General features: G+C 66.4%; 23 protein-coding genes. 11 read left to right on the forward strand and 12 right to left on the reverse strand.

The features are described 5' to 3' along the window. Nucleotides 1-8: 8 nt before the first annotated feature. Together AC3WTC_RS15970 and AC3WTC_RS15975 are read right to left on the reverse strand one after the other, a co-directional pair. Nucleotides 9-236, reverse strand: a complete 228-nt coding sequence (locus AC3WTC_RS15970) for a hypothetical protein (protein WP_080149671.1) — start codon at nucleotides 234-236, stop codon at nucleotides 9-11. Nucleotides 237-775: 539 nt separating this feature from the next. Then, a complete protein-coding gene (locus AC3WTC_RS15975; protein ID WP_049467584.1) occupies nucleotides 776-1270 on the reverse strand; it encodes a MarR family winged helix-turn-helix transcriptional regulator in 495 nt (164 codons plus the stop codon). 129 nt (nucleotides 1271-1399) lie between these two features. Between AC3WTC_RS15975 and hppD the strand changes: the two genes are divergently transcribed. After that, entirely contained in the window at nucleotides 1400-2512 is a 1113-nt protein-coding gene (hppD, locus tag AC3WTC_RS15980; protein WP_170919610.1) for a 4-hydroxyphenylpyruvate dioxygenase, read from the forward strand. Nucleotides 2513-2590: 78 nt separating this feature from the next. Beyond that, nucleotides 2591-3889, forward strand: coding sequence for a homogentisate 1,2-dioxygenase (gene hmgA / locus AC3WTC_RS15985; RefSeq protein WP_032976636.1), 1299 nt, complete (start codon nucleotides 2591-2593; stop codon nucleotides 3887-3889). A 247-nt stretch (nucleotides 3890-4136) separates the two neighbouring features. Here the strand turns inward: hmgA and AC3WTC_RS15990 are convergent, their stop codons facing one another. Further along, nucleotides 4137-4673, reverse strand: a complete 537-nt coding sequence (locus AC3WTC_RS15990) for a hypothetical protein (RefSeq protein WP_492711912.1) — start codon at nucleotides 4671-4673, stop codon at nucleotides 4137-4139. 124 nt (nucleotides 4674-4797) lie between these two features. Between AC3WTC_RS15990 and AC3WTC_RS15995 the strand changes: the two genes are divergently transcribed. Both AC3WTC_RS15995 and AC3WTC_RS16000 read left to right on the forward strand, forming a co-directional pair. Continuing rightward, complete coding sequence (locus tag AC3WTC_RS15995) at nucleotides 4798-5442, forward strand: hypothetical protein (RefSeq protein ID WP_492711913.1); 645 nt, start codon at nucleotides 4798-4800, stop codon at nucleotides 5440-5442. A gap of 73 nt (nucleotides 5443-5515) precedes the next feature. Beyond that, nucleotides 5516-6475: a sodium:calcium antiporter gene (locus tag AC3WTC_RS16000; RefSeq protein WP_492711914.1), complete on the forward strand. Its 960-nt coding sequence runs from the start codon at nucleotides 5516-5518 to the stop codon at nucleotides 6473-6475. Between the two features lie 108 nt (nucleotides 6476-6583). On the opposite strand, the gene AC3WTC_RS16005 is transcribed toward AC3WTC_RS16000, so the two are convergent. The 8 genes from AC3WTC_RS16005 to AC3WTC_RS16040 form a co-directional block, all read right to left on the reverse strand. Next, on the reverse strand, nucleotides 6584-6970 hold the full coding sequence (locus AC3WTC_RS16005; RefSeq protein ID WP_025874597.1) for a Na+/H+ antiporter subunit G: 387 nt from the start codon (nucleotides 6968-6970) through the stop codon (nucleotides 6584-6586). Then, entirely contained in the window at nucleotides 6967-7251 is a 285-nt protein-coding gene (locus AC3WTC_RS16010; protein ID WP_025874598.1) for a K+/H+ antiporter subunit F, read from the reverse strand. Before AC3WTC_RS16010 ends, AC3WTC_RS16005 begins: the two co-directional genes overlap by 4 nt. Then, nucleotides 7248-7754 carry a Na+/H+ antiporter subunit E gene (locus AC3WTC_RS16015; protein ID WP_025874599.1) on the reverse strand — a complete coding sequence of 169 codons (507 nt, stop codon included), beginning with the start codon at nucleotides 7752-7754 and terminating at the stop codon, nucleotides 7248-7250. The genes AC3WTC_RS16010 and AC3WTC_RS16015 overlap by 4 nt, the downstream gene beginning before the upstream one ends. Beyond that, nucleotides 7751-9286 (reverse strand): monovalent cation/H+ antiporter subunit D, encoded by a 1536-nt coding sequence (locus AC3WTC_RS16020; protein ID WP_025874600.1) that lies wholly within the window; start codon nucleotides 9284-9286, stop codon nucleotides 7751-7753. The genes AC3WTC_RS16015 and AC3WTC_RS16020 overlap by 4 nt, the downstream gene beginning before the upstream one ends. Next, on the reverse strand, nucleotides 9283-9660 hold the full coding sequence (locus AC3WTC_RS16025) for a Na+/H+ antiporter subunit C (protein ID WP_025874601.1): 378 nt from the start codon (nucleotides 9658-9660) through the stop codon (nucleotides 9283-9285). The genes AC3WTC_RS16020 and AC3WTC_RS16025 overlap by 4 nt, the downstream gene beginning before the upstream one ends. Next, the gene (locus tag AC3WTC_RS16030) at nucleotides 9660-12488 is read right to left on the reverse strand and encodes a monovalent cation/H+ antiporter subunit A (RefSeq protein ID WP_032976643.1); all 2829 of its coding nucleotides are present in this window, start codon (nucleotides 12486-12488) and stop codon (nucleotides 9660-9662) included. The genes AC3WTC_RS16025 and AC3WTC_RS16030 overlap by 1 nt, the downstream gene beginning before the upstream one ends. A gap of 332 nt (nucleotides 12489-12820) precedes the next feature. After that, nucleotides 12821-13306, reverse strand: coding sequence for an Mpo1 family 2-hydroxy fatty acid dioxygenase (locus AC3WTC_RS16035; RefSeq protein WP_025874603.1), 486 nt, complete (start codon nucleotides 13304-13306; stop codon nucleotides 12821-12823). 488 nt (nucleotides 13307-13794) lie between these two features. Next, on the reverse strand, nucleotides 13795-14721 hold the full coding sequence (locus AC3WTC_RS16040; protein ID WP_032976644.1) for a phosphoribosylaminoimidazolesuccinocarboxamide synthase: 927 nt from the start codon (nucleotides 14719-14721) through the stop codon (nucleotides 13795-13797). A gap of 144 nt (nucleotides 14722-14865) precedes the next feature. On the opposite strand from AC3WTC_RS16040, the gene AC3WTC_RS16045 reads away from it, so the two are divergent. The 5 genes from AC3WTC_RS16045 (at nucleotide 14866) to yegS (ending at nucleotide 18267) form a co-directional block, all read left to right on the forward strand. Further along, nucleotides 14866-15195, forward strand: a complete 330-nt coding sequence (locus AC3WTC_RS16045) for a J domain-containing protein (protein ID WP_107232903.1) — start codon at nucleotides 14866-14868, stop codon at nucleotides 15193-15195. A 57-nt stretch (nucleotides 15196-15252) separates the two neighbouring features. Further along, nucleotides 15253-15927, forward strand: a complete 675-nt coding sequence (gene rpe, locus AC3WTC_RS16050; protein ID WP_025874606.1) for a ribulose-phosphate 3-epimerase — start codon at nucleotides 15253-15255, stop codon at nucleotides 15925-15927. A 57-nt stretch (nucleotides 15928-15984) separates the two neighbouring features. Further along, a complete protein-coding gene (locus AC3WTC_RS16055; RefSeq protein ID WP_492711916.1) occupies nucleotides 15985-16464 on the forward strand; it encodes a GNAT family N-acetyltransferase in 480 nt (159 codons plus the stop codon). An 11-nt stretch (nucleotides 16465-16475) separates the two neighbouring features. Next, entirely contained in the window at nucleotides 16476-17078 is a 603-nt protein-coding gene (locus AC3WTC_RS16060) for a hypothetical protein (RefSeq protein ID WP_492711918.1), read from the forward strand. A gap of 256 nt (nucleotides 17079-17334) precedes the next feature. Beyond that, the gene (gene yegS, locus AC3WTC_RS16065; RefSeq protein WP_492711919.1) at nucleotides 17335-18267 is read left to right on the forward strand and encodes a lipid kinase YegS; all 933 of its coding nucleotides are present in this window, start codon (nucleotides 17335-17337) and stop codon (nucleotides 18265-18267) included. 8 nt (nucleotides 18268-18275) lie between these two features. On the opposite strand, the gene AC3WTC_RS16070 is transcribed toward yegS, so the two are convergent. Next, the gene (locus tag AC3WTC_RS16070; RefSeq protein ID WP_258954245.1) at nucleotides 18276-19142 is read right to left on the reverse strand and encodes an ankyrin repeat domain-containing protein; all 867 of its coding nucleotides are present in this window, start codon (nucleotides 19140-19142) and stop codon (nucleotides 18276-18278) included. Between the two features lie 107 nt (nucleotides 19143-19249). On the opposite strand from AC3WTC_RS16070, the gene AC3WTC_RS16075 reads away from it, so the two are divergent. Continuing rightward, nucleotides 19250-21604 carry a Tle-like phospholipase domain-containing protein gene (locus AC3WTC_RS16075; RefSeq protein ID WP_492711921.1) on the forward strand — a complete coding sequence of 785 codons (2355 nt, stop codon included), beginning with the start codon at nucleotides 19250-19252 and terminating at the stop codon, nucleotides 21602-21604. A gap of 176 nt (nucleotides 21605-21780) precedes the next feature. Next, nucleotides 21781-23256: an anthranilate synthase component I gene (gene trpE, locus AC3WTC_RS16080; RefSeq protein ID WP_099785640.1), complete on the forward strand. Its 1476-nt coding sequence runs from the start codon at nucleotides 21781-21783 to the stop codon at nucleotides 23254-23256. Nucleotides 23257-23305: the final 49 nt, after the last annotated feature.

Genomic DNA, 23305 nt, shown 5'->3' on the forward strand with positions numbered 1-23305 from the left:
CATCAGGGTCAGGGCTCGGCAATCACCCGCAACGCACTGGCATAGCCCTTGGCGAGACTGGTCAGGTCAAGCAGCCGGTTCAACGACAGCAGCAGGCCTGGCTGGCAGGCCCTCAGTCGATGATGCTCAAGCCAGGCCTCGGTGACGGTTTCCAGTGTGGCCAAGGCCTCATCGATGCGCTGCAGGTCGGCATCGCGGTCGATGGGCCCGGTGGTGGGGTGATGGGGGCGTGTCATGGCGAAGCTCCTTAGCGGGCCGCCGGGAAGGCGGCAGGCGGTGCGTGGTTGAAAGACCGCTCAAACGCGAAAACGGTGGGCACCAGGCCCCACGCACCGCCCGCCATAGGGCAGACCCGGCTGCAGAATGGCGCCCACCGTAAGATGGGCACCATGGGTGCAGCGTCGTTACGCGTTTGAGTGACGGGCTTTCAACCCCGGCAGCGGAGCGCCGCTGCGTTCCCACCCTCAGGCCTGTGCAGCCCGCCGTCCAATAGGCAATGCCACTCGATACGCGAATGTCGATACAGCCGCTCCGTCGGTCATGACTCTACCGGCCCGATGCCGAAACATCAGGTGGTAAACGCGACACGTTGAGTCGAACCCGGCTGAAAGACCGTTCGTCGGCGGGCCATGAACACCGCGCGTTGCACGTCATCAATGGCCTGCGCCGGATCCCTCACAGCGCAGCCCACGACATCATCCACGCGTGGCGTGGATCCATGTGTCGACCAAGGTCGACACCTACCAAGGGCGGCGAGGGCGCCGCCCCGAAGGGGTCAGACCCCTTCGCCCATCCGCTCCAGGCCATCGCCGGCCAGGCGCAGGATCAGCTTCTCCAGCACCTGCTCCTCTTCCTCGCTCAGCACCGACATCAGCTTGCGGGTGATCTCGATCACCATCGGCGCGATCGTCTCGTATACCTCGAATCCCGCCGCCGACAGCGCCAACACCGAACGGCGGCGGTCATCGCCATGCGTCTCACGCTTGATGAAACCGCGCTCCAGCAGGCGGGCCACCGCGCGGCTGACCGCGACCTTGTCCATTGCCGTGCGGTCGGAGACCTCGCTGGCCGACGAGCCGGGGTACAGCGCCAGGATGGTGATCACCCGCCACTCCGGAATGGCCAGGCCATAGCGGTCGCCGTACAGCTTGGCGATGTTGCCGCTGACCCGGTTGGACAGCACGCTCAGCCGGTACGGCAGGAACTGTTCCAGGTCGAGCAGGACGTGGGAGGCACGCAGGCGGGTGGAAACGGGATCGGCGGGGCTCATGTTGCGGTGCACCTTGCTGGTGGTTTCAAGTGTAACTATAAGTGTTGGGTCCGTACCCTGCATTCTCGCCGGGTCCAACCCCGCCCGCACCTGGTTTGTGCCGATGCGGCACCGATTCGGAGCCACGCCATGAATACCGCAGTCCCGTCCGCCTCGCATCCCAACCCCGGCATGCAGGTCACCACCTTCGAAAACCCGATGGGCATCGACGGCTTCGAGTTCGTCGAATTCGCCGCACCGGCCGGCCGTGGTGCCGAGCTGCACGAGTACTTCCGCAAGATGGGCTTCAGCGCGGTGCTCAAGCACAAGCAGCGTCCGATTACCGTCTATCGCCAGGGCGACGTCAACTTCCTGGTCAATGAAGACCCCGATTCGTTCGCCGCCGACTTCGCTGAAAAGCACGGCCCGTGCGCCTGCGGCTTCGCCATCCGCTTCAAGAAGCCGGGCGCGGAGGTCTACCAGACCGCGCTGGGCAATGGCGCCGAAGCCATCGCCTTCAAGCCGGAGAGCAAGGCGGTGAACGCCCCGGTCATCAAGGGCATCGGTGACTGCATGCTGTACCTGGTGGACCGCTACGGCGATGCCGGCAGCATCTTCGATGGCGACTACGAGCTGATCGCCGGCGCCGAGCTGCGCCCGAAGGGCTTCGGCCTGACCTTCATCGACCACCTGACCCACAACCTGTACTTCGGTAACATGCAGCAGTGGTCGGACTATTACGAGCGCCTGTTCAATTTCCGCGAGATCCGCTACTTCGACATCAAGGGCCTGAAGACCGGCCTGGTGTCCAAGGCGATGACCGCGCCGGATGGCATCGTGCGCATTCCGCTGAACGAATCGTCCGACCCGAAGAGCCAGATCAACGAGTACCTGGACGCGTACAAGGGCGAGGGCATCCAGCACATCGCCTGCTTCACCGAGAACATCTACGAAACGGTCGAAGCCATGCGCGCGCAGGGCGTGGATTTCCTCGACACGCCGGAGACCTACTTCGATGTGATCGACCAGCGCGTGCCGAACCACGGTGAGGACGTCGCCCGCCTGGCGAAGAACAAGATCCTGATCGATGCCGACCCGGAAACCCACCAGCGCAAGCTGCTGCAGATCTTCACCCAGAACTGCATCGGCCCGATCTTCTTCGAGATCATCCAGCGCAAGGGCAACGAAGGCTTCGGCGAAGGCAACTTCACCGCGCTGTTCGAGAGCATCGAACGCGACCAGATCCGCCGCGGCGTGCTGTAAGGTTTCCACAACGGCACCTTCTCCACCGGTAGCGCCGGGCCATGCCCGGCGGCTTTCCCCAGGCTTCCAGGAACCCCCATGTCTCCCTCCATCACCGCCCGCGGCTACCAGTCCGGTTTCGGCAACGAGTTCGCCAGCGAGGCCGTGCCCGGTGCGCTGCCCGTCGGCCAGAACTCGCCGCAGAAGGTGGCCCATGGCCTGTATGCCGAGCAGCTGACCGGTACCGCATTCACCGCACCGCGCGGCAGCAATCGCCGCAGCTGGCTGTACCGGATCCGTCCGGCGGTTACCCACGGTGAGTTCACTCCCTTTGCGCAATCGCAGCTGCAGTGCGATTTCAGTGCGCAGCCGGCTTCGCCTAACCAGCTGCGCTGGAGCCCGCTGCCGCTGCCGGAACTGCCCACCGATTTCGTCGAAGGCCTGTACACGATGGGCGGCAACGGCTCGCCCGACGCGCATGCCGGTGTCGGCATCCATCTGTACGCGGCCAACCGTGACATGGTCGGCCGCTACTTCTACGACGCCGACGGCGAACTGCTGATCGTGCCGCAGCTGGGCAGCCTGCGCCTGCTGACCGAGCTGGGCGTGATCGAGATCGAACCGCAGCAGATCGCGGTGATTCCGCGCGGCGTGCGCTTCCGCGTCGAGCTGCCGGATGGCCCGAGCCGCGGCTACATCTGCGAGAACTTCGGCGCACTGCTGAAGCTGCCCGACCTTGGCCCGATCGGTTCCAACGGCCTGGCCAATCCGCGCGATTTCGAGACTCCGCATGCCGCGTTCGAAGACGTCGACGGCGATTTCGAACTGATTGCCAAGTTCGACGGCCGCCTGTGGCGTGCGCCGATCAATCATTCGCCGCTGGACGTGGTCGCCTGGCACGGCAACTACGCGCCGTACCGTTATGATCTGCGCCGCTTCAACACCATCGGCTCGATCAGCCACGACCACCCGGATCCGTCGATCTTCCTGGTGCTGCACTCGCCCAGCGACACCCCGGGCACCAGCAACATGGACTTTGCGATCTTCCCGCCGCGCTGGCTGGTGGCGCAGAACACGTTCCGCCCGCCGTGGTTCCACCGCAACATCGCCAGCGAGTTCATGGGCCTGGTGCATGGTGCCTACGACGCCAAGGCCGAAGGCTTCGTGCCGGGCGGTGCGTCGCTGCACAACTGCATGAGCGGCCACGGTCCGGATGCCCCGACCTTCGACAAGGCCTCCAATGCGGATCTGTCCAAGCCGGATGTGATCAAGGACACCATGGCCTTCATGTTCGAGACCCGTGGGGTGATCCGCCCGACCGCGCAGGCGCTGGCAGCAAGCCACCGGCAGGGCGATTACCAGCAGTGCTGGAACGGCCTGCGCAACAATTTCCGTTGATCGTCTGCATCCACGCATGGCGTGGATCTACCGGAAAGCGCGATACCGCATCCACGCATGGCGTGGATCTATCGGGAAGCGCGATACCGCATCCACGCATGGCGTGGATCTACCGGAAAGCGCGATATCGCATCCACGCATGGCGTGGATCTACCGGGAAGCGCGATATCGCGTGTACGCGTAACGTGGATCCATCCGGGCACGTGATGTAGTAGATCCACGCCATGCGTGGATGCTGTTCACCGGTTCAGGCAATGGCCGCGAACGCGCTGCAATGCTCCACCGGCAGCGCCTCCATCAGCCGCTGCCGCACGCGCTGGCAGTACCCTTCCGAGGTCAGCGCCGGCAGCACCTGCAGCGCCGATTGCATCACCCGCAGCACCTCGCCTTCGGCACGCGCCTGCTGCAGGTCGCGGAACAGCGCCGCTGCGTTGGGATGCCGCTGCATCTCCAGGATTCCCAGCACATAGATGCGCGCGGCGACCAGCGAGCGGCGGCGCTCGACTGGCGCCGCAGAAGCGGCAGTGACTGACGGCGCCAGCGGAGCCGCCATCGCAACCGGCGCAGGTGGCGTGGAGGCGGGTGCGTCCGCAGCGGTCACCAGGTAGCCGCTCTGGATCAGCTGGATCACCATCGCTGCCGCGTCCCGCCCAAGCAGTGCGGTCAGCTCGGCGATGCTGCGCTGGCCATCACACAGGATCAGCAGGCGTCGCTGGCGCATGTCCAGCGGTGCGCGGTGGGCCTGCAGCGCGGTTCGGGCGAGGTCGGTCTTGCGCGGTTGCATGGGGAGGACAGCCAAGTCGGTGCTCGCCCAGCCTGAATGAGGGCGATGAAACCGCGATGACAATGCAGCGCCTGCACGCCGGCTGCGGTAGCGTGCACCCACCCTGTGCCAAGGATCCGCACCGATGAAGCATCTCCCGATGGCCGGCCTGCTGCTGTTGTCGTTGGCCGCCTGCAACCGTAGTCCCGACACCGCCGCACCGGCAGCGCCGCCCGCGGCCACCGCACCGGCGAAGGATGCCTCCGTTCCCGCCGACGCCGATCTGGCCACCGCTTCGCCGGTGGATCCGCGCAGCGACAGCCCGGCACGCCTGGATGGCTTCGGCGGCGCCACGCTGGGCGCAGGCATCGCCGAGGTCCGCAGTGGCTTCGGCACCCCCTTGCAGGGTCTGGGTACCGACGCCACTGGCAAGCCGCTGCCTGCCGACGATGCCAATGAAGGCTGCTACTTCCTGCGCCCGCAGGGGGCCGAAGACCCGCGCCTGATGTTCGAGGCGCGCAAGCTGGTCCGCTACGACGTACGCAGCCCGTCCATCGTCGCTCCCGGTGGCGGCCGGGTCGGCATGACCCTGGGCGAGCTGCAGGTGCTCTATCCCGAGCGCGCCGACGTCGGCCCGGACAAATACGACGACAAGGCCCAGCACCTGCGCGTGCGCCCGGCGCAGGAGGGGGCGGCGATCATCGATTTCTCCCTCGGCGCTGACGGCAAGGTCGGCGCCTGGCGGGTCGGCAGGACCCCGCAGGTGGACTACGCCGAAGGCTGCGGCTGATCGGCCATCCTCGGCTCACCCGCCGCGGGTGGGCCGAGCGTAGAATCGCGCCACGACCGCTGGGGAGCGCCCGATGATCGCTATTGCCATTGCCTGGTTCCTGCTCGGCCTGCTGTTGCTGGCCCTGGGTGGGGACTCCATTGTCAAAGCCGTGTCCGGCCTGGCGCAGCGTTTCGGCGCCAGTGCATTCACCGCAGGCCTGCTGTTGCTGGGTATCACCACCTCGCTGCCGGAGCTGGCGGTCAACGCCCGCGCGCTGGTGGTGGGCCAGCCGGAGCTGGCCTGGGGCAATGCCGTCGGCAGCAGCGTGGTCAACCTCGGCCTGACCCTGGCGGTGGCCGCGATGGTCGCGCCGTTGCTGCTGCGCGCGCGCCTGCAGGCCGTGCTGTGGTGGGGGCTGCTGGCCGCGGGCCTGCTGCTGATCGTGTTCGGGCTCGATGGCCGCCTGCTGCGCTGGGAGGCCGGCGTGCTGGTGGCCGGGTTCGTGGTGGTGCAGTTCCTGCTGCTGCGTCGCGGACGCCATGAGAGCGCCGAGGTACAGGCGATCATTGCCGAGTCGGCCCTGAGCCGCACCAGCCTGCCGTTGAACGTGCTGCGCCTGCTGGTTGCCGCACTGGCGTTGTATTGGGGCGCGCGCCTGGTGGTCGGTGCCGCCGCTGATTTCGGCGCCGCGCTGGGCTGGACGCCGCTGCTGGTGGGTCTGCTGCCGGTGGCGATCGGCACTGCGTTGCCGGAGGTGGCGGCCGCGGTCGCGGCAGCACGCCGTGGTCACGGCGACATGGTGCTGGGCCACGTGCTCGGCTCCAGCGTGGTCAACCTGATGCTGGTGATCGGTGCGATGGGGCTGCTGCAGCCGCTGGCGTTGCCAGCCTCGTTCGTGCGCCTGGAACTGCCGGCGGTGCTGGCCTTCGCACTGGTGCTGTACCCGATGCTGCGCGGCGACCTGCGCATCAGCCGCATCGAAGGTGCGGTGCTGCTGGGCGCGTTCGTGGCCTGGCTGGGGCTGGAAATCGCGCTGGTCACACCGGTCTGAGGTAGTGCCGGCCGCTGGCCGGCAACCTCGGCGAACTCGCAGCCAGGCATGGCCTGGCTCTACTGGCGGTTATCCGGGGTCGTGCCGACCAACGGTCGGCACCCACCGTCAACGCGCGGTGGTTTCCTCTTCCCGCTCCGGTTCCGGCGGGGGCAGCTGCTCGTCTTCGGCACGCTCGTTGCCCGGCAGGCTGGGGCGCGTTTCCATCAGCAGCGACAGTGCGGCCTTGGCCATCAGGTGCGCGCTGATCGGTGCGGTGATGAACAGGAACACGGTGATCAGCAGCTCGCGCGGCTGCGGGTCCTGGCCCAGGAAGATGTGGTAGCACACCGAGCACACCAGCACGCAGCCCACGCCCAGCGTGCTGGCCTTGGTCGGTGCGTGCAGGCGCTTGAAGAAGGTGGACAGCTTCACCAGGCCCAGTGCGCCGACCAGGATGAAGAAGCAGCCGAACAGCAGCAGGATCGACAGCGCGATCTGGATGAAGGTGATCATTCGACGATGTCCCGGCGCAGCACGAACTTGCTCAGCACCACGGTGCTGCCGAAGCCGAGCATGGCGATGATCAGTGCCGCCTCGAAGTAGATCGCCGAATTGAGGTACATGCCGAACAGCATCAGCTCGGCGATGGCGGTCACCGACAGCGTATCCAGTGCAAGGATGCGGTCGGGCACGGTCGGTCCGCGCAGCAGGCGCCAGGTGGCCAGCAGCATGGCCAGGCCGACCACGTGCATGCACACCACCAGGGTGGTCTGGATGATCTGGAATCCAGTCATGGGAAGATCTCCATCAACGGGGCTTCATAACGGCGCTTGATCGTGTCGATCAGCTCCTGCGGGTCTTCCAGGTGCAGCACGTGCACCAGCAGGAATTTGCGGTCGTCGCTGAGGGCGGCCGACACCGTGCCGGGGGTCAGGGTGATCATGCTGGTCAGCGCGGCGATGCCGTGGATGTTGGCGATGTCCAGCGGCAGCCAGATGAAACCGGGGTGGATGTTCTTTTCCGGGCCCAGCACCTGGATGGCCACGCGGATGTTGGACATCAGGATGTCCCACAAGGTCACGAACAGCAGCTTCGGCAGCGGCCGCAGTGTGCCGATGCGGGCGAACTCGCGGTCCAGGCGCGCGGCGAACAGCGGAATGACCACGCCCAGCAGCAGGCCCAGCAGGAACTGGCCGAGCGTGAAGCTGTCGGACATCAACAGCCAGAACACCACCACCATCACGCTCAGCGCGGGCGAGGGCAGCAGGCGGCGGATCGGGGAACGCTTGGCGGTCATGGCTGGCGGATCTCCGGCGTGGTCGCGCGCAGCTGCTGCACGTAGTCGCCCGGCTGCAGCAGCTGGGTGGCGATGGCGTCGGTGTGCTGCATCAGCGGGGCAGCGAACAAGGTCATGCCGATGCCGTAGGCCAGCAGGATGCAGGCGGCGAACAGCTCCACACGGCGCAGTGGTGCCTTGCGCGGTGGCGGTGCATCGGGATCGGGCAGCGGCACGCGCCAGAACAGGCGGATGCCGCCGCGGGTCAGGCCCATGATGACCAGCAGGCTGCTGACCAGCACTGCGGTCCACACCGCGCCGGTGTACTGCGCCGGCATGCCGGCCAACAGCGCGGCCTTGGCCAGGAAGCCGGACAGCGGCGGCAGGCCGGCCACCGACACCGCCGCAATCAGGAACAGCACGGCCGGGGTCTCCTTGCCGGGCATCGGTGCGATCACTTCCTTGCGGTCGCTGGCGCCGCCACGGCGGCGTCGGATCAGGTCGGCGACCAGGAACAGTGCGGCGGCGACGAAGCTGCTGTGCGGCAGGTAGTACAGGCCGGCCGACAGCACCTCAGGCGTGCCCACCGAGAAGGCGATGAACAACGTGGCCGCCGAGACGATCACCAGATACGAAATCAGCACTCGCAGACGTGCGGCGGCCAACGCGCCCAGGCCGCCCAGCACCAGCGTCGCTACGCCGGCCCACAGCAGCCAGTCGCGGCCGTAGCCGGCCATCGCCCCCGCATCCTCGCCGAACCACAGCATCTGGATGCGCAGCACGGCATACAGGCCCACCTTGGTCATGATCGCAAACAGTGCCGCCACCGCAGCCGGTGCACGCGCATACGATTCGGGCAGCCACAGGTACAGCGGCATCAGCGCGGCCTTGGCACAGAACACCAGCAGCAACAGGCCCATCGTCGCCTTCACCAGGGTCAGCTGCGCAGGCGGCACTTCGGCGATGCGCTGCGACAGCTCGGCCATGTTCAATGAACCCAGCGAGGCGTACAGCAGGCCCAGTGCGATCAGGAACAGGGTCGAGGCGGTGACGTTGAACACCACGTAGTGCAGGCCGATGCGCATGCGCAGGCCACGGCCGCCACTGAGCAGCAGGCCGTAGGAGGCGATCAGCATCACCTCGAAGAATACGAACAGGTTGAAGATGTCGCCGGTCAGGAAGGCGCCGTTGAGGCCGACCAGCTGGAACTGGAACAGCGCATGGAAGTGCGGTGCGCGCCGGTCCCAACCCGAACACGCATGCAGCAGGCAGGGGATGGCCAGCAGCAGGGTGGTCAGCAGCATCCACGCCGACAGCCGGTCGGCCACCAGTGCGATGCCCAGGCGCGACGGCCAGTCACCCAGCAGGTACACGCGGATGTCGCCGCCAGCGGTGTCGGCGAACAACAGGCCGACCACCACCGCCAGCGCGCCCAGCGCGGTCCACGCCACGGCGCGCTGCACCTTCGGCCCATAGCGGCGGTGTTCGACGAACAGCGACAGCGCAGCGCCGAGCAGCGGTACCAGGATCGGCAGGATCACCAGATGATTCATGCGCGGTCCTCGCCCCGGCGCGGCGGTGCATCGTCGTCCGGCTCGTGCGCGTCCACGTGGTCACTGTGGTTGTCGCTGCGGCTGCGCATGGCCAGCACGATGCTGACGGCGGTCATCGCAAAGGCAATGACGATGGCGGTCAGCACCAGCGCCTGTGGCAGCGGATCGGTGTAATTGCCCAGGTGGCTTTCCACGCCTTCCTGCAGCACCGGCGCCTTGCCCTGCACCACGCGGCCACCGGCGAAGATCAGCAGGTTGGTGGCGTAGGACAGGAAGGTCATGCCGAGGATCACATCGAAGCTGCGCGCGCGCAGCAGCAGGTAGATGCCGATGGCGGTCAGCACGCCGATCGCAGAGGCCAGGGCCAGTTCCATCAGTGCATCTCCCCCGTTCGTGCCGAGCGGCGTTGCAGGTCGATCTCGCCCTTGCGCGCGGTGCGCGTCCGCGAGGGTTTGACGGTGGCCATCATCGACAGCATCAGCATCGCGCCACCGAACACCACCAGGTACACGCCGATATCAAAACCAATCGCGCTGGCCAGCGGTACATCGCCGATCAACGGCAGGTGCAGGTCCAGGTGGCCGCTGGTCAGGAACGGCACGCCGAACAGCATCGACGCGGCGCCACTGAGGATGGCGATCAGCAGGCCGGTACCGATGCAGCGGATGTAGTCGAAGCCGAAGCGTGACTCCACCGAGGCGGTGCCCTGGATCACGTACTGGATCAGCAGCGGCACCGCCAGCACCAGGCCGGCGATGAAGCCGCCGCCTGGCGCGTTGTGGCCGCGCAGGAACAGGAAGATGGAGACCGTCAGGGTCAGCGGGAACATGATCTGGGCCAGATCGGCCGGCACCGGCAGCTTGATCGGCGGACCGGGCATGATCTGCTCCGGCGCCATCCGCGTGCGACGCAGCAGCGCATGCACGACCAGTGCGGCAATGCCGAACACGGTGATCTCGCCGAAGGTATCGAAGCCGCGGAAGTCGACCAGGATCACGTTGACCACGTTCTGGCCGTACGCCTCGGGCAGGGCGCGGGCAAGCAGCTCGCCGGCCATGGTGTTCGGCGGCAGGGTCATCGCGCTGTAGGCCAGCGCGCCCAGGCCGGCACCGGCCACGATCGCGATCAGCGCATCACGGCGCTTGCGCCAGCGCGGCCGCTCCGGGCCGGACTGTGCCGGCAGGTAGTTCATGCCCAGCAGCATCAGCACCAGGGTCACCATTTCCACCAGCAGCTGGGTCAGCGCCAGGTCCGGTGCGGACAGGAACACGAAGGTCAGCGCCACCATCAGGCCGACGCCGCCGACCAGCAGCACGGCCAGCAGGCGCTGCTTGTACATGCGCAGGGTCGCCACCGCGCAGGACATCATCACCAGCCACAATGCCCAGCCCAGCAGCGGTATCGGCTGCGGTCTGGTCCATTCCGGCGAGGCCGGGTTGGCGATGTAGGGCGCGGCGGCGACCACGATCGCCACCAGCACCAGGCCCAGCAGCATGCGCTGCAGGCTGCCGTTGGCGATGCCGGCGGTCAACCGCTGCGCACCGGCCGACAGCAGGTCCAGCTGGTGGTGGAAGACGTTGCGTCCCGGCGTGGTGTTGGTTACCGCGTGCAGATCGATCAGCTTGCGCAGGCCGAAGTAGAGGGCCACGCCACCGACCACGCCAGCGGCGCTCATCGCCAGCGGCAGGTTGAAGCCATGCCAGATCGACAGGTTGTACTCGGGCATCGCGCTGCCGAGGATCGAGGCGGCTGCCGCGTGCAATACCGGGGCCACGGTCACGGCCGGGGCGATACCCACCGCCACGCAGATCACCACCAGGATCTCCACCGGCACCTTCATCCAGCGCGGCGGCTCGTGCGGCACGCGGTCCAGTCCATGCGGGCCCTTGCCGAAGAACGTGTCGTGCACGAAGCGCAGGCTGTAGGCCACGCCGAACACACCGGCCAGCAGCGCGGCGATCGAGACCGCCGTGCGCATGGTGTCGGTGCCGCCCGCCGAGAGCGCTTCGGCGAACAGCATTTCCTTGGACAGGAAGCCGTTGAGCAGCGGGATGCCGGCCATCGCCAGCGAGGCGATGATCGCCAGCGCGCTGGTGAACGGCATCAGCCTGCGCAGGCCACCCAGCTTGCGCATGTCACGGGTGCCGGTCTCGTGGTCGATGATGCCGGCGGCCATGAACAGCGAGGCCTTGAAGGTGGCGTGGTTGATGATGTGGAACACGCCGGCGACCACCGCCATCGGCGTGGACAGGCCGAACAGCAGGGTGATCAGGCCCAGGTGCGAGATCGTCGAATAGGCCAGCAGGCCCTTCAGGTCATGCTGGAAGATCGCGTTCCAGGCACCGATCAGCAGGGTGATCGCACCGATGCCGCTGACCGTATAGAAGAACAGATCGCTGCCGGCCAATGCCGGATGCAGGCGCGCCAGCAGGAACACCCCCGCCTTCACCATGGTGGCCGAGTGCAGGTAGGCCGACACCGGGGTGGGCGCGGCCATCGCATGCGGCAGCCAGAAGTGGAACGGGAACTGCGCGCTCTTGGTGAAGATGCCCGCCAGCACCAGGAACAGGGCATAGGGGTACAGCGCGCTGGCGCGGATCTGCTCGCCGGCGGCCAGCACCACGTCCAGGTCGAAGCTGCCGACGATGCGGCCGATCAGCAGCACGCCGGCCAGCAGCGCCAGGCCGCCGCCACCGGTGATCACCAGCGCCATCCGCGCGCCCTCGCGCGCGTCCTGGCGGTGCGACCAGAAACCGATCAGCAGGAACGAGCTGATGCTGGTCATTTCCCAGAAGACCATCAGCAGCAACAGGTTGCCCGACAGCACCATGCCCAGCATGGCGCCCATGAACAGCAACAGGTAGGTATAGAAGCGGTGCGCGTTGTCCTGGCTGCTGAGGTAGTAGCGCGCATACAGCACCACCAGCGCGCCGATGCCCAGCACCAGCCCCGCGAACATCCAGGCCAGGCCATCCAGGCGCAGGGTGAAGTCCAGGCCGATCTGCGGCAGCCACGGCACCATCGTGCGCACCACCTGGCCATCAAGCACCGATGGGGTCAGCCAGGCGAGGATCGCCAGCCCGCCCAACGGCGCCAGCGCCGCCAGCCAGGCAGCAGTCGAGCGCGAACTACGGGGGAAGGCTGCGACAGCCACTGCCATGAGGAACGGCAGGGCCAGCAGCAGGGGCAGGCTGGGGAGCATGCAGGGAATCCATGATTCACGAGCAGGTCAGGGAGCATAACAGGCTGCCAAATGTCGCCGAAACCCATTGAACAGCGATCAATTGCATGTAACGTGCGCTGATTCATTTTTTCTGCGATGCAGCATGCCGCGCGGATGACCCATCAGGACCCGGTGGGCAGGTCCACCCTACGCCCACGCAGGGACAGCGCAGCCCCTGTCGCACAGGGACCGCCGCCGCTGGGCGGGGCAAAGTGAGGAGGTCACCGCGGCAGGCTGGCAGGCGCGCCGTGCAGTGTCGGTGACGGGATCTGCCCGTTCAGGAAACGAAGGCGTCGACGCGGCGACGCTGGTCAGTAACGCCAGTCGAGCTTGCGATAGGCCTTGGCCATCACCCACGCCGGGCCGATCAGCAGGTAGGTCAGGTCGGTCAGGAAGCTGGGCTTGCGGCCTTCGAACTTGTGGCCGATGAACTGCGCGATCCAGGCGACGACGAATACGCCGATGGCCAGCGAGCGCAGGTTGTGCAGGCCGATTTCCGCTTCCAGCAGCCGGCACAGGCAGCCGAACACGAAGAACTGGATGAGCATGCCGATGCCCAGCGGACGCGACAGCTTGTTGTAGAAGCACCACGCGCTGAACATCGCGAACGCCGACCAGATGCCGTACTGGAACCAGGTGATCAGCGGCGGCACGCACCACAGCAGGGCCACCACCGACCACAGGATCGCCGGCACCGCCACCACGTGGATGCGCTGGTTGACCACATTGCGGTGGTCGTCGGAGTAGCTGGCGAAATAGCGGTCGATCGGACGCGCAAGCTGGGTGCTGGTCTGCATGTGGCCAGCATACCCCGGGCGGGGCCGGCAGTAGAGCCAGGCCATGCCTGGCTGCATGTTCGCCGGGGTTGCCGGCCAGCGGCCGGCACTACCAACCGGCAGTAGAGCCAGGCCGTGCCTGGCTGCAGGTTCGCGGGGTTGCCGGCCAGCGGCCGGCACTACCAACCGTCAGTAGAGCCAGGCCGTGCCTGGCTGCAGGTTCGCCGAGGTTGCCGGCCAGCGGCCGGCACTACCAACCGCCAGTAGAGCCAGGCCATGCCTGGCTGCAGTTTCGCCGGGGTTGCCGGCCAGCGGCCGGCACTGCCAACCGCCAGTAGAGCCAGGCCATGCCTGGCTGCAGGTTCGCGGGGTTGCAGGCCAGCGGCCTGCATTACCAACCGCCAGTAGAGCCAGGCCATGCCTGGCTGCAGTTTCGCCGGGGTTGCCGGCCAGCGGCCGGCACTAGCGCTCAGAACGCCCCCGCCACGCGGGCCGGGGGCGCAGGGGAATCAGTCGACGCTGATCCCGGCCAGGCGCTGCAGCGCCTCGGCGTACTTGGCGCGGGTGCGCTCGATGATCTCCGCCGGGATGCTCGGGCCCGGGGCGGTCTTGCCCCAGTCCAGCGTCTCCAGGTAGTCACGCACGAACTGCTTGTCGTAGCTCGGCGGGCTGGTGCCCACTTCGTACTCATCGGCAGGCCAATAGCGCGAGGAATCCGGCGTCAGCATCTCGTCCATGATGTACAGGCGACCGTCGGCGTCGGTACCGAACTCGAACTTGGTGTCGGCCAGGATGATGCCGTGCTCGCGTGCGTAATCGGCCGCGAACTTGTAGATGCGCAGCGTCGCGTCGCGCACCCGCTCGGCCATTTCCGCACCGACCGTCTTCACCATCGCGTCGAAGTCGATGTTCTCGTCATGGTCGCCAACGGCGGCCTTGGTCGAGGGGGTGAAGATCGGCTCGGGCAGCTGCTCGGCCTGGCGCAGGCCGTCGGGCAGCTCGATGCCACTGACCTTGCCGGTGCGCTGGTAGTCCTTCCAGCCGCTGCCGATCAGGTAGCCACGGGCGATGGCTTCCACCGGTACCGGCTTCAGCTTGCGGGTGACCACCGCGCGCTTGGCGTACAGGGCCGCGTCCACGCCCTCGGGCAGCACGCTGGCCACATCGATGCCGGTCAGGTGGTTGGGCATCAGGTGCGCGGTCTTGGCGAACCAGAAGTTGGACACCTGGCAGAGCATCTCGCCCTTGCCCGGGATCGGGTCGGGCAGGACCACATCGAACGCCGACAGGCGATCGGTGGCGACCATCAAGAGGTAGTCCCCCGGTGGGGTACCGGCCGGCAGTCGCTCGCGCGGGATATCGAACACATCACGCACCTTGCCGCGGTGGCGCAAGGGCAGGCCGGGGAGATCGGATTGCAACAGCGTGGTTGGCACGGGCACTCCTGGGGCTTCGTCGAGACGGCTGCCCAGGGGACCCGGCGGGCCCGCAACTGGTCAGCGGGCGGCCTAGTGTAAAGCGGTCCGGGCCCGCTGTGACGTAAAATGAGCGTCCATTTCGTCGGCCGACCCCGGAGCGCCATGCGCTGGTACGGAAAACTGCTCGGATTCATCGCCGGCGCCCTGCTGTTCCGGCCCAATCCGCTGTTCGGCGCGGTGGTCGGCCTGTTGCTGGGGCATGCCTTCGACAGCGACTGGTTCCGCCTGAACAAGGAGAACCCGTACCGCGAGCTGGGGCTGACCTCCGAGGCCACCGATGCCGAGATCGAGCGCGCCTACCGCAAGCTGATCTCCCAGTACCACCCCGACAAGCTGGGCGGCGCCGCCCCCGAGCTGCAGCAGCAGGCCGAGCAGAAGTCGCGGCGCATCAACGCCGCCTACGACCGCATCAAGACCCTGCGCAAGCGCTGACCCCATTGCCCCGCCTGCGGGCGGGAGACCCCTTTCCCCGTTCCGAAGGCCCCGGCCATGTCCAACTGCCTCATCGCTCCTTCCATCCTCTCGGCCAACTTCGCCCGCCTGGGCGAGGAAGTCGACAACGTCCTGGCCGCAGGTGCGGACTGGGTCCATTTCGATGTGATGGACAACCACTACGTGCCCAACCTGACCATCGGCCCGATGGTCTGCCAGGCGCTGCGCAAGCACGGCGTCACCGCGCCGATCGACGTGCACCTGATGGTCGAGCCGGTCGACCGCATCATCCCGGACTTCGCCGAGGCCGGTGCCACCTACATCAGCTTCCACCCGGAGGCCAGCCGCCACGTGCACCGCACCATCCAGCTGATCCGCTCGCTGGGCTGCAAGCCGGGCATCGTGCTCAACCCGGCCACCCCGGTGGACATCCTCGACTGGGTGCTGGACGACCTCGACCTGGTGCTGCTGATGTCGGTCAACCCGGGCTTCGGCGGCCAGGCCTTCATTCCGTCGGCCTTGGACAAGCTGCGCGTGGTGCGCCAGAAGATCGATGCCAGCGGCCGTGACATCCGCCTGGAGATCGATGGTGGCGTGAAGGCCGACAACATCGGCGAGATCGCCGCCGCTGGCGCCGACACGTTCGTCGCCGGCTCGGCCATCTTCAACGCCAAGACCAGCTACCAGGACGTGATCGCGCAGATGCGCGCCAATGTCGCTGCGGCACGCTGACAAAAAGGGGACGGAGGGGATTAAGCTCGTTCAATTCCCTCCGTTCCCTCTTCGCCCATGGCACTGTTGAACATCCGCCCGGCCACCGTCGCCGACGCCGGCCTGATCCTTCGGTTCATCCGTGAACTGGCGATCTACGAGAAGGCCGAGCATTCGGTGCAGACCGACGAGATCGGCATCGCCGAAAGCCTGTTCGGCGCCGACGCCACCGCCCGCGCGCTGGTCTGCGAGGCCAACGGTGAAGCCATCGGCTACGCGGTGTATTTCTACAGCTATTCCACTTGGCTGGGGCGCAAGGGCATCTACCTGGAAGACCTGTACGTGAGCCCGGAAAAACGCGGCTCCGGCGCGGGCAAAGCGCTGCTGAAGTACATCGCCCGCCAGGCGGTAGCTGAAGGTTGTGGTCGCTTCGAATGGTTAGTGCTGGACTGGAACACGCCGGCCATCGAGTTCTACACCGCAGCCGGCGCCAGACCGCAGGACGAGTGGACGGTGTACCGGCTGGAAGGTGAGGCGCTGAAGGCATTCGCCGGGTAGGCCGTGTCCTGGTGACTGGTGTGCCGATGAAATACGCCATTGCCGCACTCCGCCAGCGGCTGCCGGCCTCGATTGCCGTCTGCAGGCAGGCGCTGGAGGCTGCCGGCGGTGACCTGTCACAGGCGCACGCCTTGGTGGTTGATCAGCTCGTGGCCGATTACGGGCACCGCACAGGGTTGGGGGTCGCCGAGGCCGCCATCGAGCTGCAGGCCGCTGGCCATGACGTGGAACGCGCCATGATGCTTTGGCGTCGCCGCCACCCATCACCGCCACCGCGGCCATTCGCGGCGCTTGAAAAGGGATGGGCGCTGGCAGCGGAGCTGGCTTCGGTGGACACCGGGTTGCGCTGCTTCGCCCATGTCATTCCCGGCGAACAAGACACCTACGAGCTGCGCATGATCACCCAGGCCGCACACTTCACCGAGACCGCCTATGGCTTCGACTACGACTACGCCATGCAGGACGCGCAGACCCGGGTGGAACGCAGGTTCGTGACCGGAATTCCGGCGCTCAACCTTCTGTTGCAGGAGTACGCAATTGATGAAGCGATGTTGTGCAGCATCGATGCCTTCGACAGCTGCCTCCTGCACGGTCCCATCGAGGCTTACCTGTAAGCCGATATGCAGCGCCGCGCAGCGAAAAAAAAAGCCACGCCAAACGCTGGCGTGGCCTTGCTGCATGCGTGGGAGGCTGATCCTGCCTCCATCCGTCGTCCCTGCTATGGCCTTCCATTCTCCCGGTGGCCGATGACACCTGCGTGACATGGCGCACGGGCGAGTCCAGCGCCCTGACCTGAACGGTGGCCGCTGCCTTTCACTGGCCCCGAACGCGCGGTTGCTAGCCTGTGCCGCCCTTCCCTGGAAGCACCGCATGAGCACACCGCGCTGGCGCCTGATCCTCAACGGCAAGTCCGCAGGCAACGATGACCTGCGCGAGGCCGTGGGCCACTGGCGCGAACGCGGCGTGCAGCTGGAAGTGCGGGTGACCTGGGAAGATGGTGATGCCGAGCGCTATGTCGCCGAGGCCATCGACCACGGCGTGGACGTGATCGTGGCGGCCGGCGGCGACGGAACGCTGAGCGCGGTGGCCGAGACGCTGGCCCATCGCGACGAACCGGCTGAGGCGCTGCCTTCGCTGGCGCTGGTGCCGATGGGTACCGCCAACGATTTCGCCACCGCTGCTGGCATTCCGGTGGAGCCGCAGGAGGCCTTCGCGCTGATTGCCGGCGGCCACCCACGCCCGATGGACCTGCTGCGCGTCGATGCCGACGGCAAGCCATGGTGGTGCGCAAACCTCGCCAGCGGTGGCTTCGGTACCCAGGTCACGGTGGAAACCGATGCCGGCTTGAAGAAGATGCTCGGCGGACTGGCCTATGTCATCACCGGCATCGCCAAGCTCGGCCGCATCGAACCCATCACCGCACGCCTGAGCGGGCCGGACTTCCAGTGGGAAGGCGGGTTCATCGCACTGGGCGTCGGCAATGGCCGTCAGGCCGGTGGTGGCCAGCAGCTGTGCCCGCAGGCACTGATCGATGACGGCCTGCTGGATGTCACCGTGGTGCCGGAGCTGGAGGGTGAAGTCGCAGCCACCCTTGGGCAGATGCTGACCGGCGGCAAGGAGGCGGCGCTGGAACGTGTCGCCACGCGCGCGCAGCTGCCGTGGCTGCAGATCGACGCACCGCAGCCGTTGACGTTGAACCTGGACGGCGAACCGGTGCAGGCACGCCGCTTCCGCATCGACTGCGTGGCGGGCAGGGTGCGGATGCATCTGCCGGATGACTGCGTGCTGCTTTACGGCAGCTGAGACAGGAATCAGAGCAGCGGAATGTCTTCTTCCTTGCTTGGGAATTTGAAGGCCTCGCGCTTCCTGCGGATATGTTCGGGCATCGGCGGGCGGGGGATGTTGCGCTCAGCCAGCCATTGCTGGCATTTCTTCTGCCACGGCAGGTTGTCCGGCGTGGTGATTTCCCAGTAGATGTCCTCGACCATCTTCTGCCGGCCAGGCTGGCTGGACCCTTCCGGCTTTGCAATCGCTGGATCAGCACCATGTTCCAGCAGCCAGTATGCGTAGTCGAAGCCGCCTCGCGTCGTGTACCAGCTCAGGACCGTGTCATCGCCCAGGCTTTTCAGGCTGGACTCATTGATGTTCGCTCCGTTTTCCACCAGGACCTGCACATTTTTCCACTGATTTCCGCTGAGGAAGGCCTGCAGAAGCAACGTTTCGTTGTTGACGTTTCGCGTATTGGGGTTTCCGCCGTGTTTCAGCAGAAGCTCCAGGTAGCGCGGGTCATCCATCTTGGCCGCGTAGACCATCGCGTTGTCGAACCTGATCAGTTCTCCATTCATCTGCTTTGACTCGCGCGCATTGGGGTCTGCGCCGGCCTCCAACAATGCCCTGAGCCCTTCAATGTTGCGGGCTCGCAGGGGCCACGCGATCAACGGAATGCCATCCCGATTGGAGAATGTTTTATCCGGATCGATTTTTTCATCCTTGATAAGGCGCTGGATGGATTCGACGTCGCCATGCTCGGCGGCAATGGCGAGTCGCAATGCCCCGCCGTCAAAGTAGTCGCTGGCCCCGTGTGCGGAGGAGACGGAGCAGCCCGTAGCCAGGAGAAGTGCGACCCATGCCACGCAAATGAGCAGCTTTGTCGTCATGTTGTGAAGAACGACGGACATGGTCTTCCTGTTGAACCGGTGAGGACGTGACATTAGCAAAATGTTCTGATAATCCATAAGTCTCGCGGATCGAGATACGCGGCTTTCATAGTGCAATGGAGTTTGCCATGAGTGGTGCAGACGTTGAGGCGCGCTCGCGCGCCGTCCAGGAACAGAATCTTCTTGTTGAGAAACTGCGTGAAAGTGGGAATGACAAGGAGGCGGATCGTCTCCAAGAGACGTATCACGCTCGTGAAATGTCAGGCCTGGCGGCTGATGTGTATCGAGCCGCGAATCATGAGGGCCAGGCGCCGGTTGGCTGGGCGCGTGCTAGCAGCGATCCAGCCGCACTTCGTGCCGCTGGAATCGACATCTCGAATGACGATCTAAAAGAGTTGCTGCAGCCCAGGTACTCTGGGTTTCGCGCTGAAATCTATCTCCCTGACAAGCGCGTTCTAGGCGAGGATGCGAAGCCCGTCATCGTGTACAAGGGCTCTACGGGGCAAATTGTCGATCCGTCTTCGCCTAGTGGACGGCGCGAATCCGGTGGCGAGGATTTCCTCAACAACGGTCAGCAGGGCATCGGCATGCGCAGCGATTACTACGATCGCGCCATGCGTCTTGCCTCCATCGTCAATCAGGAGCGCCCCGGTGGCTTCGAAATCGCCGGTCACTCCCTCGGTGGCGGCATGGCGTCCGCCGCGTCCGCAGTCACCGGCGCACGTGCCACAACGTTCAACGCCGCCGGCCTGCATCCGGCCACCCCGGCGCGTTTCGCCAAGGACAACGGCCTGCCGACCTTCGATACGCAGCAGACCGTGCATACCTACCAGACCGCCGGTGAAGTGCTGAACGATGTGCAGAACGGCATGCACCGCTTGAGCGAGCAGCAACGTCGTGGCTACGGCGTGCTTGCCAACGAGCTGGGCATGGTGCTGAAGGATCCGGCCATGCAGAAGGTCGTCGGTGAAAAGCTGCGCGAGATGCTGCCCCCGGGGGCGCAGACCTCCGCCGCACAGTTCATCGAACAACTGGCGAGCCAGCCGGGCCAGCAGGCGCTGCGCGATATTCCGCTCGCGGCAGGGCGTCTGGAATTGTTGCTTGAGCCCAAGACCCGCGATGCGCAAGGGGCACTCGTCGATCGCCCGCACGTGGCGCCGCCCAGCCAGGTGGCGGAACTGGCGGGGCCGTTGTCCACTGTCCTGCATGCCACGGCCTACGGTATGCGTAGCGGTCGCCTGGCCGGCGAGCAGGTCGAGCGGGCGGGCGCTGCCACTGCCCAGGTGCTGGACAGAACGGGCGATGGCGTCGAGCGTGTGCTGAAGACCGAAGGCATGGTCATCGGCCAGGTGGTGAACATGGGCTCGGCCAGCCTGCAGTTGGGTACCCGGGCGACGAGCACGGTGGTTGCTTCGGGGCGCGAACTGACCGGAAGCATCGAATCCACCCTGCACCGCGTCGAATCGCAGACCCGCTCCCATGGCCTCTCCGCACTATCGTGGGTCGCTGGCCGGGTGGGCGCGGACAACCTCGCCGGCAGGCTTGCCAGGCAGGCCGAAGACGTCGGTGACCACGGCGAGCAACATGCGCAGCATGCGACGAAACAGGCCCTTGCCGATGCAGCAGGCACGCGCGCGGCGGGCGAGCGCGTGGCCGCCGCCATCAACCACGACGGCCAATGGGTCGCTGGCAAGCTGCAGAACGGGTTCGCCACCGCCGGCGCCCATGTTGACCGCGGCTATGACCTGGTGGCCTCCCATGTGAAGGGCATTACCGACAAGGCGCCGATCACCCTGTCCGCGGTAGGTGGTGCTGCGGTGGGCATCGGGGCTGCTGCTGCGACCCACTTGCCGACCGGCAACCTGGCGTTGGACGCAGCGAAGCTGCACAACCTCGACAAGTCCGAACGCGTCATCCGCGGAATGATGCCGGCCTTCAGTGAGGCGACCGCTCGCCATGGCATGGATCCGACGGTCATCCCCAGCCTGGACTCGGAACTGATCAAGCAGGAGGCCGCCGCCCGGAAACTGGTCGAGCAGCCCCCGCACGTCCATCCTGCCGCCGAACCCTCGGCGCAGGTGATCGGCATCGACCATCCCTCCCATGCCGGCAACCCCCTGTTTGTGGGTGCCCAGACCGGGGTCCACGCGCTGGACCGCGCCCACAACCGGGTGCCTGACCTGCAGAGCGACCAGCTCGCCGGCGCACTGGCCGTGCAGGCCAGGCGCGAGGGGCTGGAGTCCATTTCCCACGTGGTGCTCAGCGACGACCATAGCCGCGCCTTCGCGGTGGATACGCCCGACCTGAACGCCGCGCACCGTCGCCATGCCCACGTCGAAGTGGCGGCGGGCATGGCCCAGCCGTTGAGCGCGAGCACCGCCCAGATGGACGCGATCAATGCCACTCGCGAGCAGGCGCAGGGGGTGTCGCTGGCCCAGCAGCAGGTGCACGAGACCCAGGAACAGGCACGGCGGATGGGCTAGGGCGGCGCAAACCGCCCGTCGCCAAAGGGTTTCCCTGCGGCCAAAGCTGCGATACAGTCATTGGGTGTCCAGCCTGACGACCCCGCATACCCTTTCTTCCGCACGCCGTTGGTGGCGATGGTGGCCTGTTGCCGTCGTCCGTCCCCATAACGCTGTGTCCCGGAAGGAAAGTCGTCTTGATCTCGCACGCTCAGTTTCAGCAGCAGGCCGCTGAAGGCCACACCCATATTCCCGTTGTCCGCGAAGTGCTGTCCGACCTGGACACGCCGCTTTCGGTCTATCTGAAGCTCGCCGACGGCCCCAATACCTACCTGTTTGAATCCGTCGAAGGCGGCGAGCGCTTTGGTCGTTACTCGATCATCGGCCTGCCGGCACGTCGCGTGTACGCCTTCCACGGCCACACCCTGACGGTGCGCGAGGACGGCCAGGTGGTGGAAACCCGCGAGGTGGCCGATCCGTTTGCCGAGGTCGAGGCGCTGCGCAGTGCTCACTCGGTGCCGAAGCTGGAAGGCCTGCCGGGCTTCACCGGTGGCCTGGTCGGCTGGTTCGGGTTCGAGTGCATCGGCTACATCGAGCCGCGCCTGGCATCGCCGGCCGGCCGCGACGAACTGGGCACTCCGGACATCCTGCTGCTGCACTCCGATGAGCTGGCGGTGTTCGACAACCTGAAGGGCCGGCTGTACCTGATCGTGCATGCCGATCCGCGCCAAGCGGGCGCCTTTGAACAGGCCCAAGCGCGCTTGGACGCATTGGCGGCCAGGCTGCGCGCGCCGGGTGCCGGCTATCCGGCACCACTCACCAGCGACGTGCTGGACGAGTCCGATTTCGTTTCCGGTTTCACCCGCGAAGGCTTCGTCGATGCGGTCCAGCGCAGCAAGGAGTACATCCGTGCCGGCGACATCTTCCAGGTGGTGCTCAGCCAGCGCCTGAGCGTGCCGTTCAAGGCGCGCCCGGTGGATGTGTATCGCGCGCTGCGTGCACTGAATCCGTCGCCGTACATGTATTTCCTCGATGTCGGCGACCTGCAGGTGGTCGGCTCCTCGCCGGAAATCCTGGTGCGTCTGCAGGACGGTGAAGTGACCGTGCGCCCGATCGCCGGCACCCGCCCGCGCGGCGCCACGCCGGAACTGGACCAGGCGCTGGAAGTCGAGCTGCTGGCCGATCCGAAGGAACGCGCCGAGCACCTGATGCTGATCGACCTGGGCCGCAACGACGCCGGCCGCGTGTCCAAAGCCGGTACCGTGGAAGTGGGCGAGCAGTTCGTGATCGAACGCTACAGCCACGTCATGCACATCGTCAGCGAAGTGACCGGGCAGCTGCAGCCGGGCCTGAGCTACGCCGACGTGCTGCGCGCCACCTTCCCGGCCGGTACGGTCAGCGGCGCGCCGAAGATCCGCGCGCTGGAAGTGATCCGCGAACTGGAACCGATCAAGCGCAATGTCTACGCCGGCAGCATCGGTTACATCGGCTGGCACGGCGATGCCGATACCGCGATCGCGATCCGCACCGCCGTGATCAAGGACGGCCGCCTGTACGTGCAGGCCGGCGCCGGCATCGTCTACGACTCGGACCCGGACAAGGAATGGGACGAGACGATGAACAAGGGCCGCGCGCTGTTCCGTGCCGTCGCCCAGGCCGCCAAGGGCCTGTGAGTTTCCCCGTGCTGTGGCCTGCGCCGCAGCACCCCTCGCTGTTTCCGTT

The organism is Stenotrophomonas sp. FW305-C-20-S1 (genome assembly GCF_058783335.1).

What these genes read in the sequence shown, in the direction of transcription:
- AC3WTC_RS15970 (WP_080149671.1), bottom strand. Translation starts at nt 236, where the DNA reads ATGACACGCCCCCATCACCCCACCACCGGGCCCATCGACCGCGATGCC.
- AC3WTC_RS15975 (WP_049467584.1), bottom strand. Translation starts at nt 1,270, where the DNA reads ATGAGCCCCGCCGATCCCGTTTCCACCCGCCTGCGTGCCTCCCACGTC.
- hppD (WP_170919610.1), top strand. Translation starts at nt 1,400, where the DNA reads ATGAATACCGCAGTCCCGTCCGCCTCGCATCCCAACCCCGGCATGCAG.
- hmgA (WP_032976636.1), top strand. Translation starts at nt 2,591, where the DNA reads ATGTCTCCCTCCATCACCGCCCGCGGCTACCAGTCCGGTTTCGGCAAC.
- AC3WTC_RS15990 (WP_492711912.1), bottom strand. Translation starts at nt 4,673, where the DNA reads ATGCAACCGCGCAAGACCGACCTCGCCCGAACCGCGCTGCAGGCCCAC.
- AC3WTC_RS15995 (WP_492711913.1), top strand. Translation starts at nt 4,798, where the DNA reads ATGAAGCATCTCCCGATGGCCGGCCTGCTGCTGTTGTCGTTGGCCGCC.
- AC3WTC_RS16000 (WP_492711914.1), top strand. Translation starts at nt 5,516, where the DNA reads ATGATCGCTATTGCCATTGCCTGGTTCCTGCTCGGCCTGCTGTTGCTG.
- AC3WTC_RS16005 (WP_025874597.1), bottom strand. Translation starts at nt 6,970, where the DNA reads ATGATCACCTTCATCCAGATCGCGCTGTCGATCCTGCTGCTGTTCGGC.
- AC3WTC_RS16010 (WP_025874598.1), bottom strand. Translation starts at nt 7,251, where the DNA reads ATGACTGGATTCCAGATCATCCAGACCACCCTGGTGGTGTGCATGCAC.
- AC3WTC_RS16015 (WP_025874599.1), bottom strand. Translation starts at nt 7,754, where the DNA reads ATGACCGCCAAGCGTTCCCCGATCCGCCGCCTGCTGCCCTCGCCCGCG.
- AC3WTC_RS16020 (WP_025874600.1), bottom strand. Translation starts at nt 9,286, where the DNA reads ATGAATCATCTGGTGATCCTGCCGATCCTGGTACCGCTGCTCGGCGCT.
- AC3WTC_RS16025 (WP_025874601.1), bottom strand. Translation starts at nt 9,660, where the DNA reads ATGGAACTGGCCCTGGCCTCTGCGATCGGCGTGCTGACCGCCATCGGC.
- AC3WTC_RS16030 (WP_032976643.1), bottom strand. Translation starts at nt 12,488, where the DNA reads ATGCTCCCCAGCCTGCCCCTGCTGCTGGCCCTGCCGTTCCTCATGGCA.
- AC3WTC_RS16035 (WP_025874603.1), bottom strand. Translation starts at nt 13,306, where the DNA reads ATGCAGACCAGCACCCAGCTTGCGCGTCCGATCGACCGCTATTTCGCC.
- AC3WTC_RS16045 (WP_107232903.1), top strand. Translation starts at nt 14,866, where the DNA reads ATGCGCTGGTACGGAAAACTGCTCGGATTCATCGCCGGCGCCCTGCTG.
- rpe (WP_025874606.1), top strand. Translation starts at nt 15,253, where the DNA reads ATGTCCAACTGCCTCATCGCTCCTTCCATCCTCTCGGCCAACTTCGCC.
- AC3WTC_RS16055 (WP_492711916.1), top strand. Translation starts at nt 15,985, where the DNA reads ATGGCACTGTTGAACATCCGCCCGGCCACCGTCGCCGACGCCGGCCTG.
- yegS (WP_492711919.1), top strand. Translation starts at nt 17,335, where the DNA reads ATGAGCACACCGCGCTGGCGCCTGATCCTCAACGGCAAGTCCGCAGGC.
- AC3WTC_RS16070 (WP_258954245.1), bottom strand. Translation starts at nt 19,142, where the DNA reads ATGTCCGTCGTTCTTCACAACATGACGACAAAGCTGCTCATTTGCGTG.
- AC3WTC_RS16075 (WP_492711921.1), top strand. Translation starts at nt 19,250, where the DNA reads ATGAGTGGTGCAGACGTTGAGGCGCGCTCGCGCGCCGTCCAGGAACAG.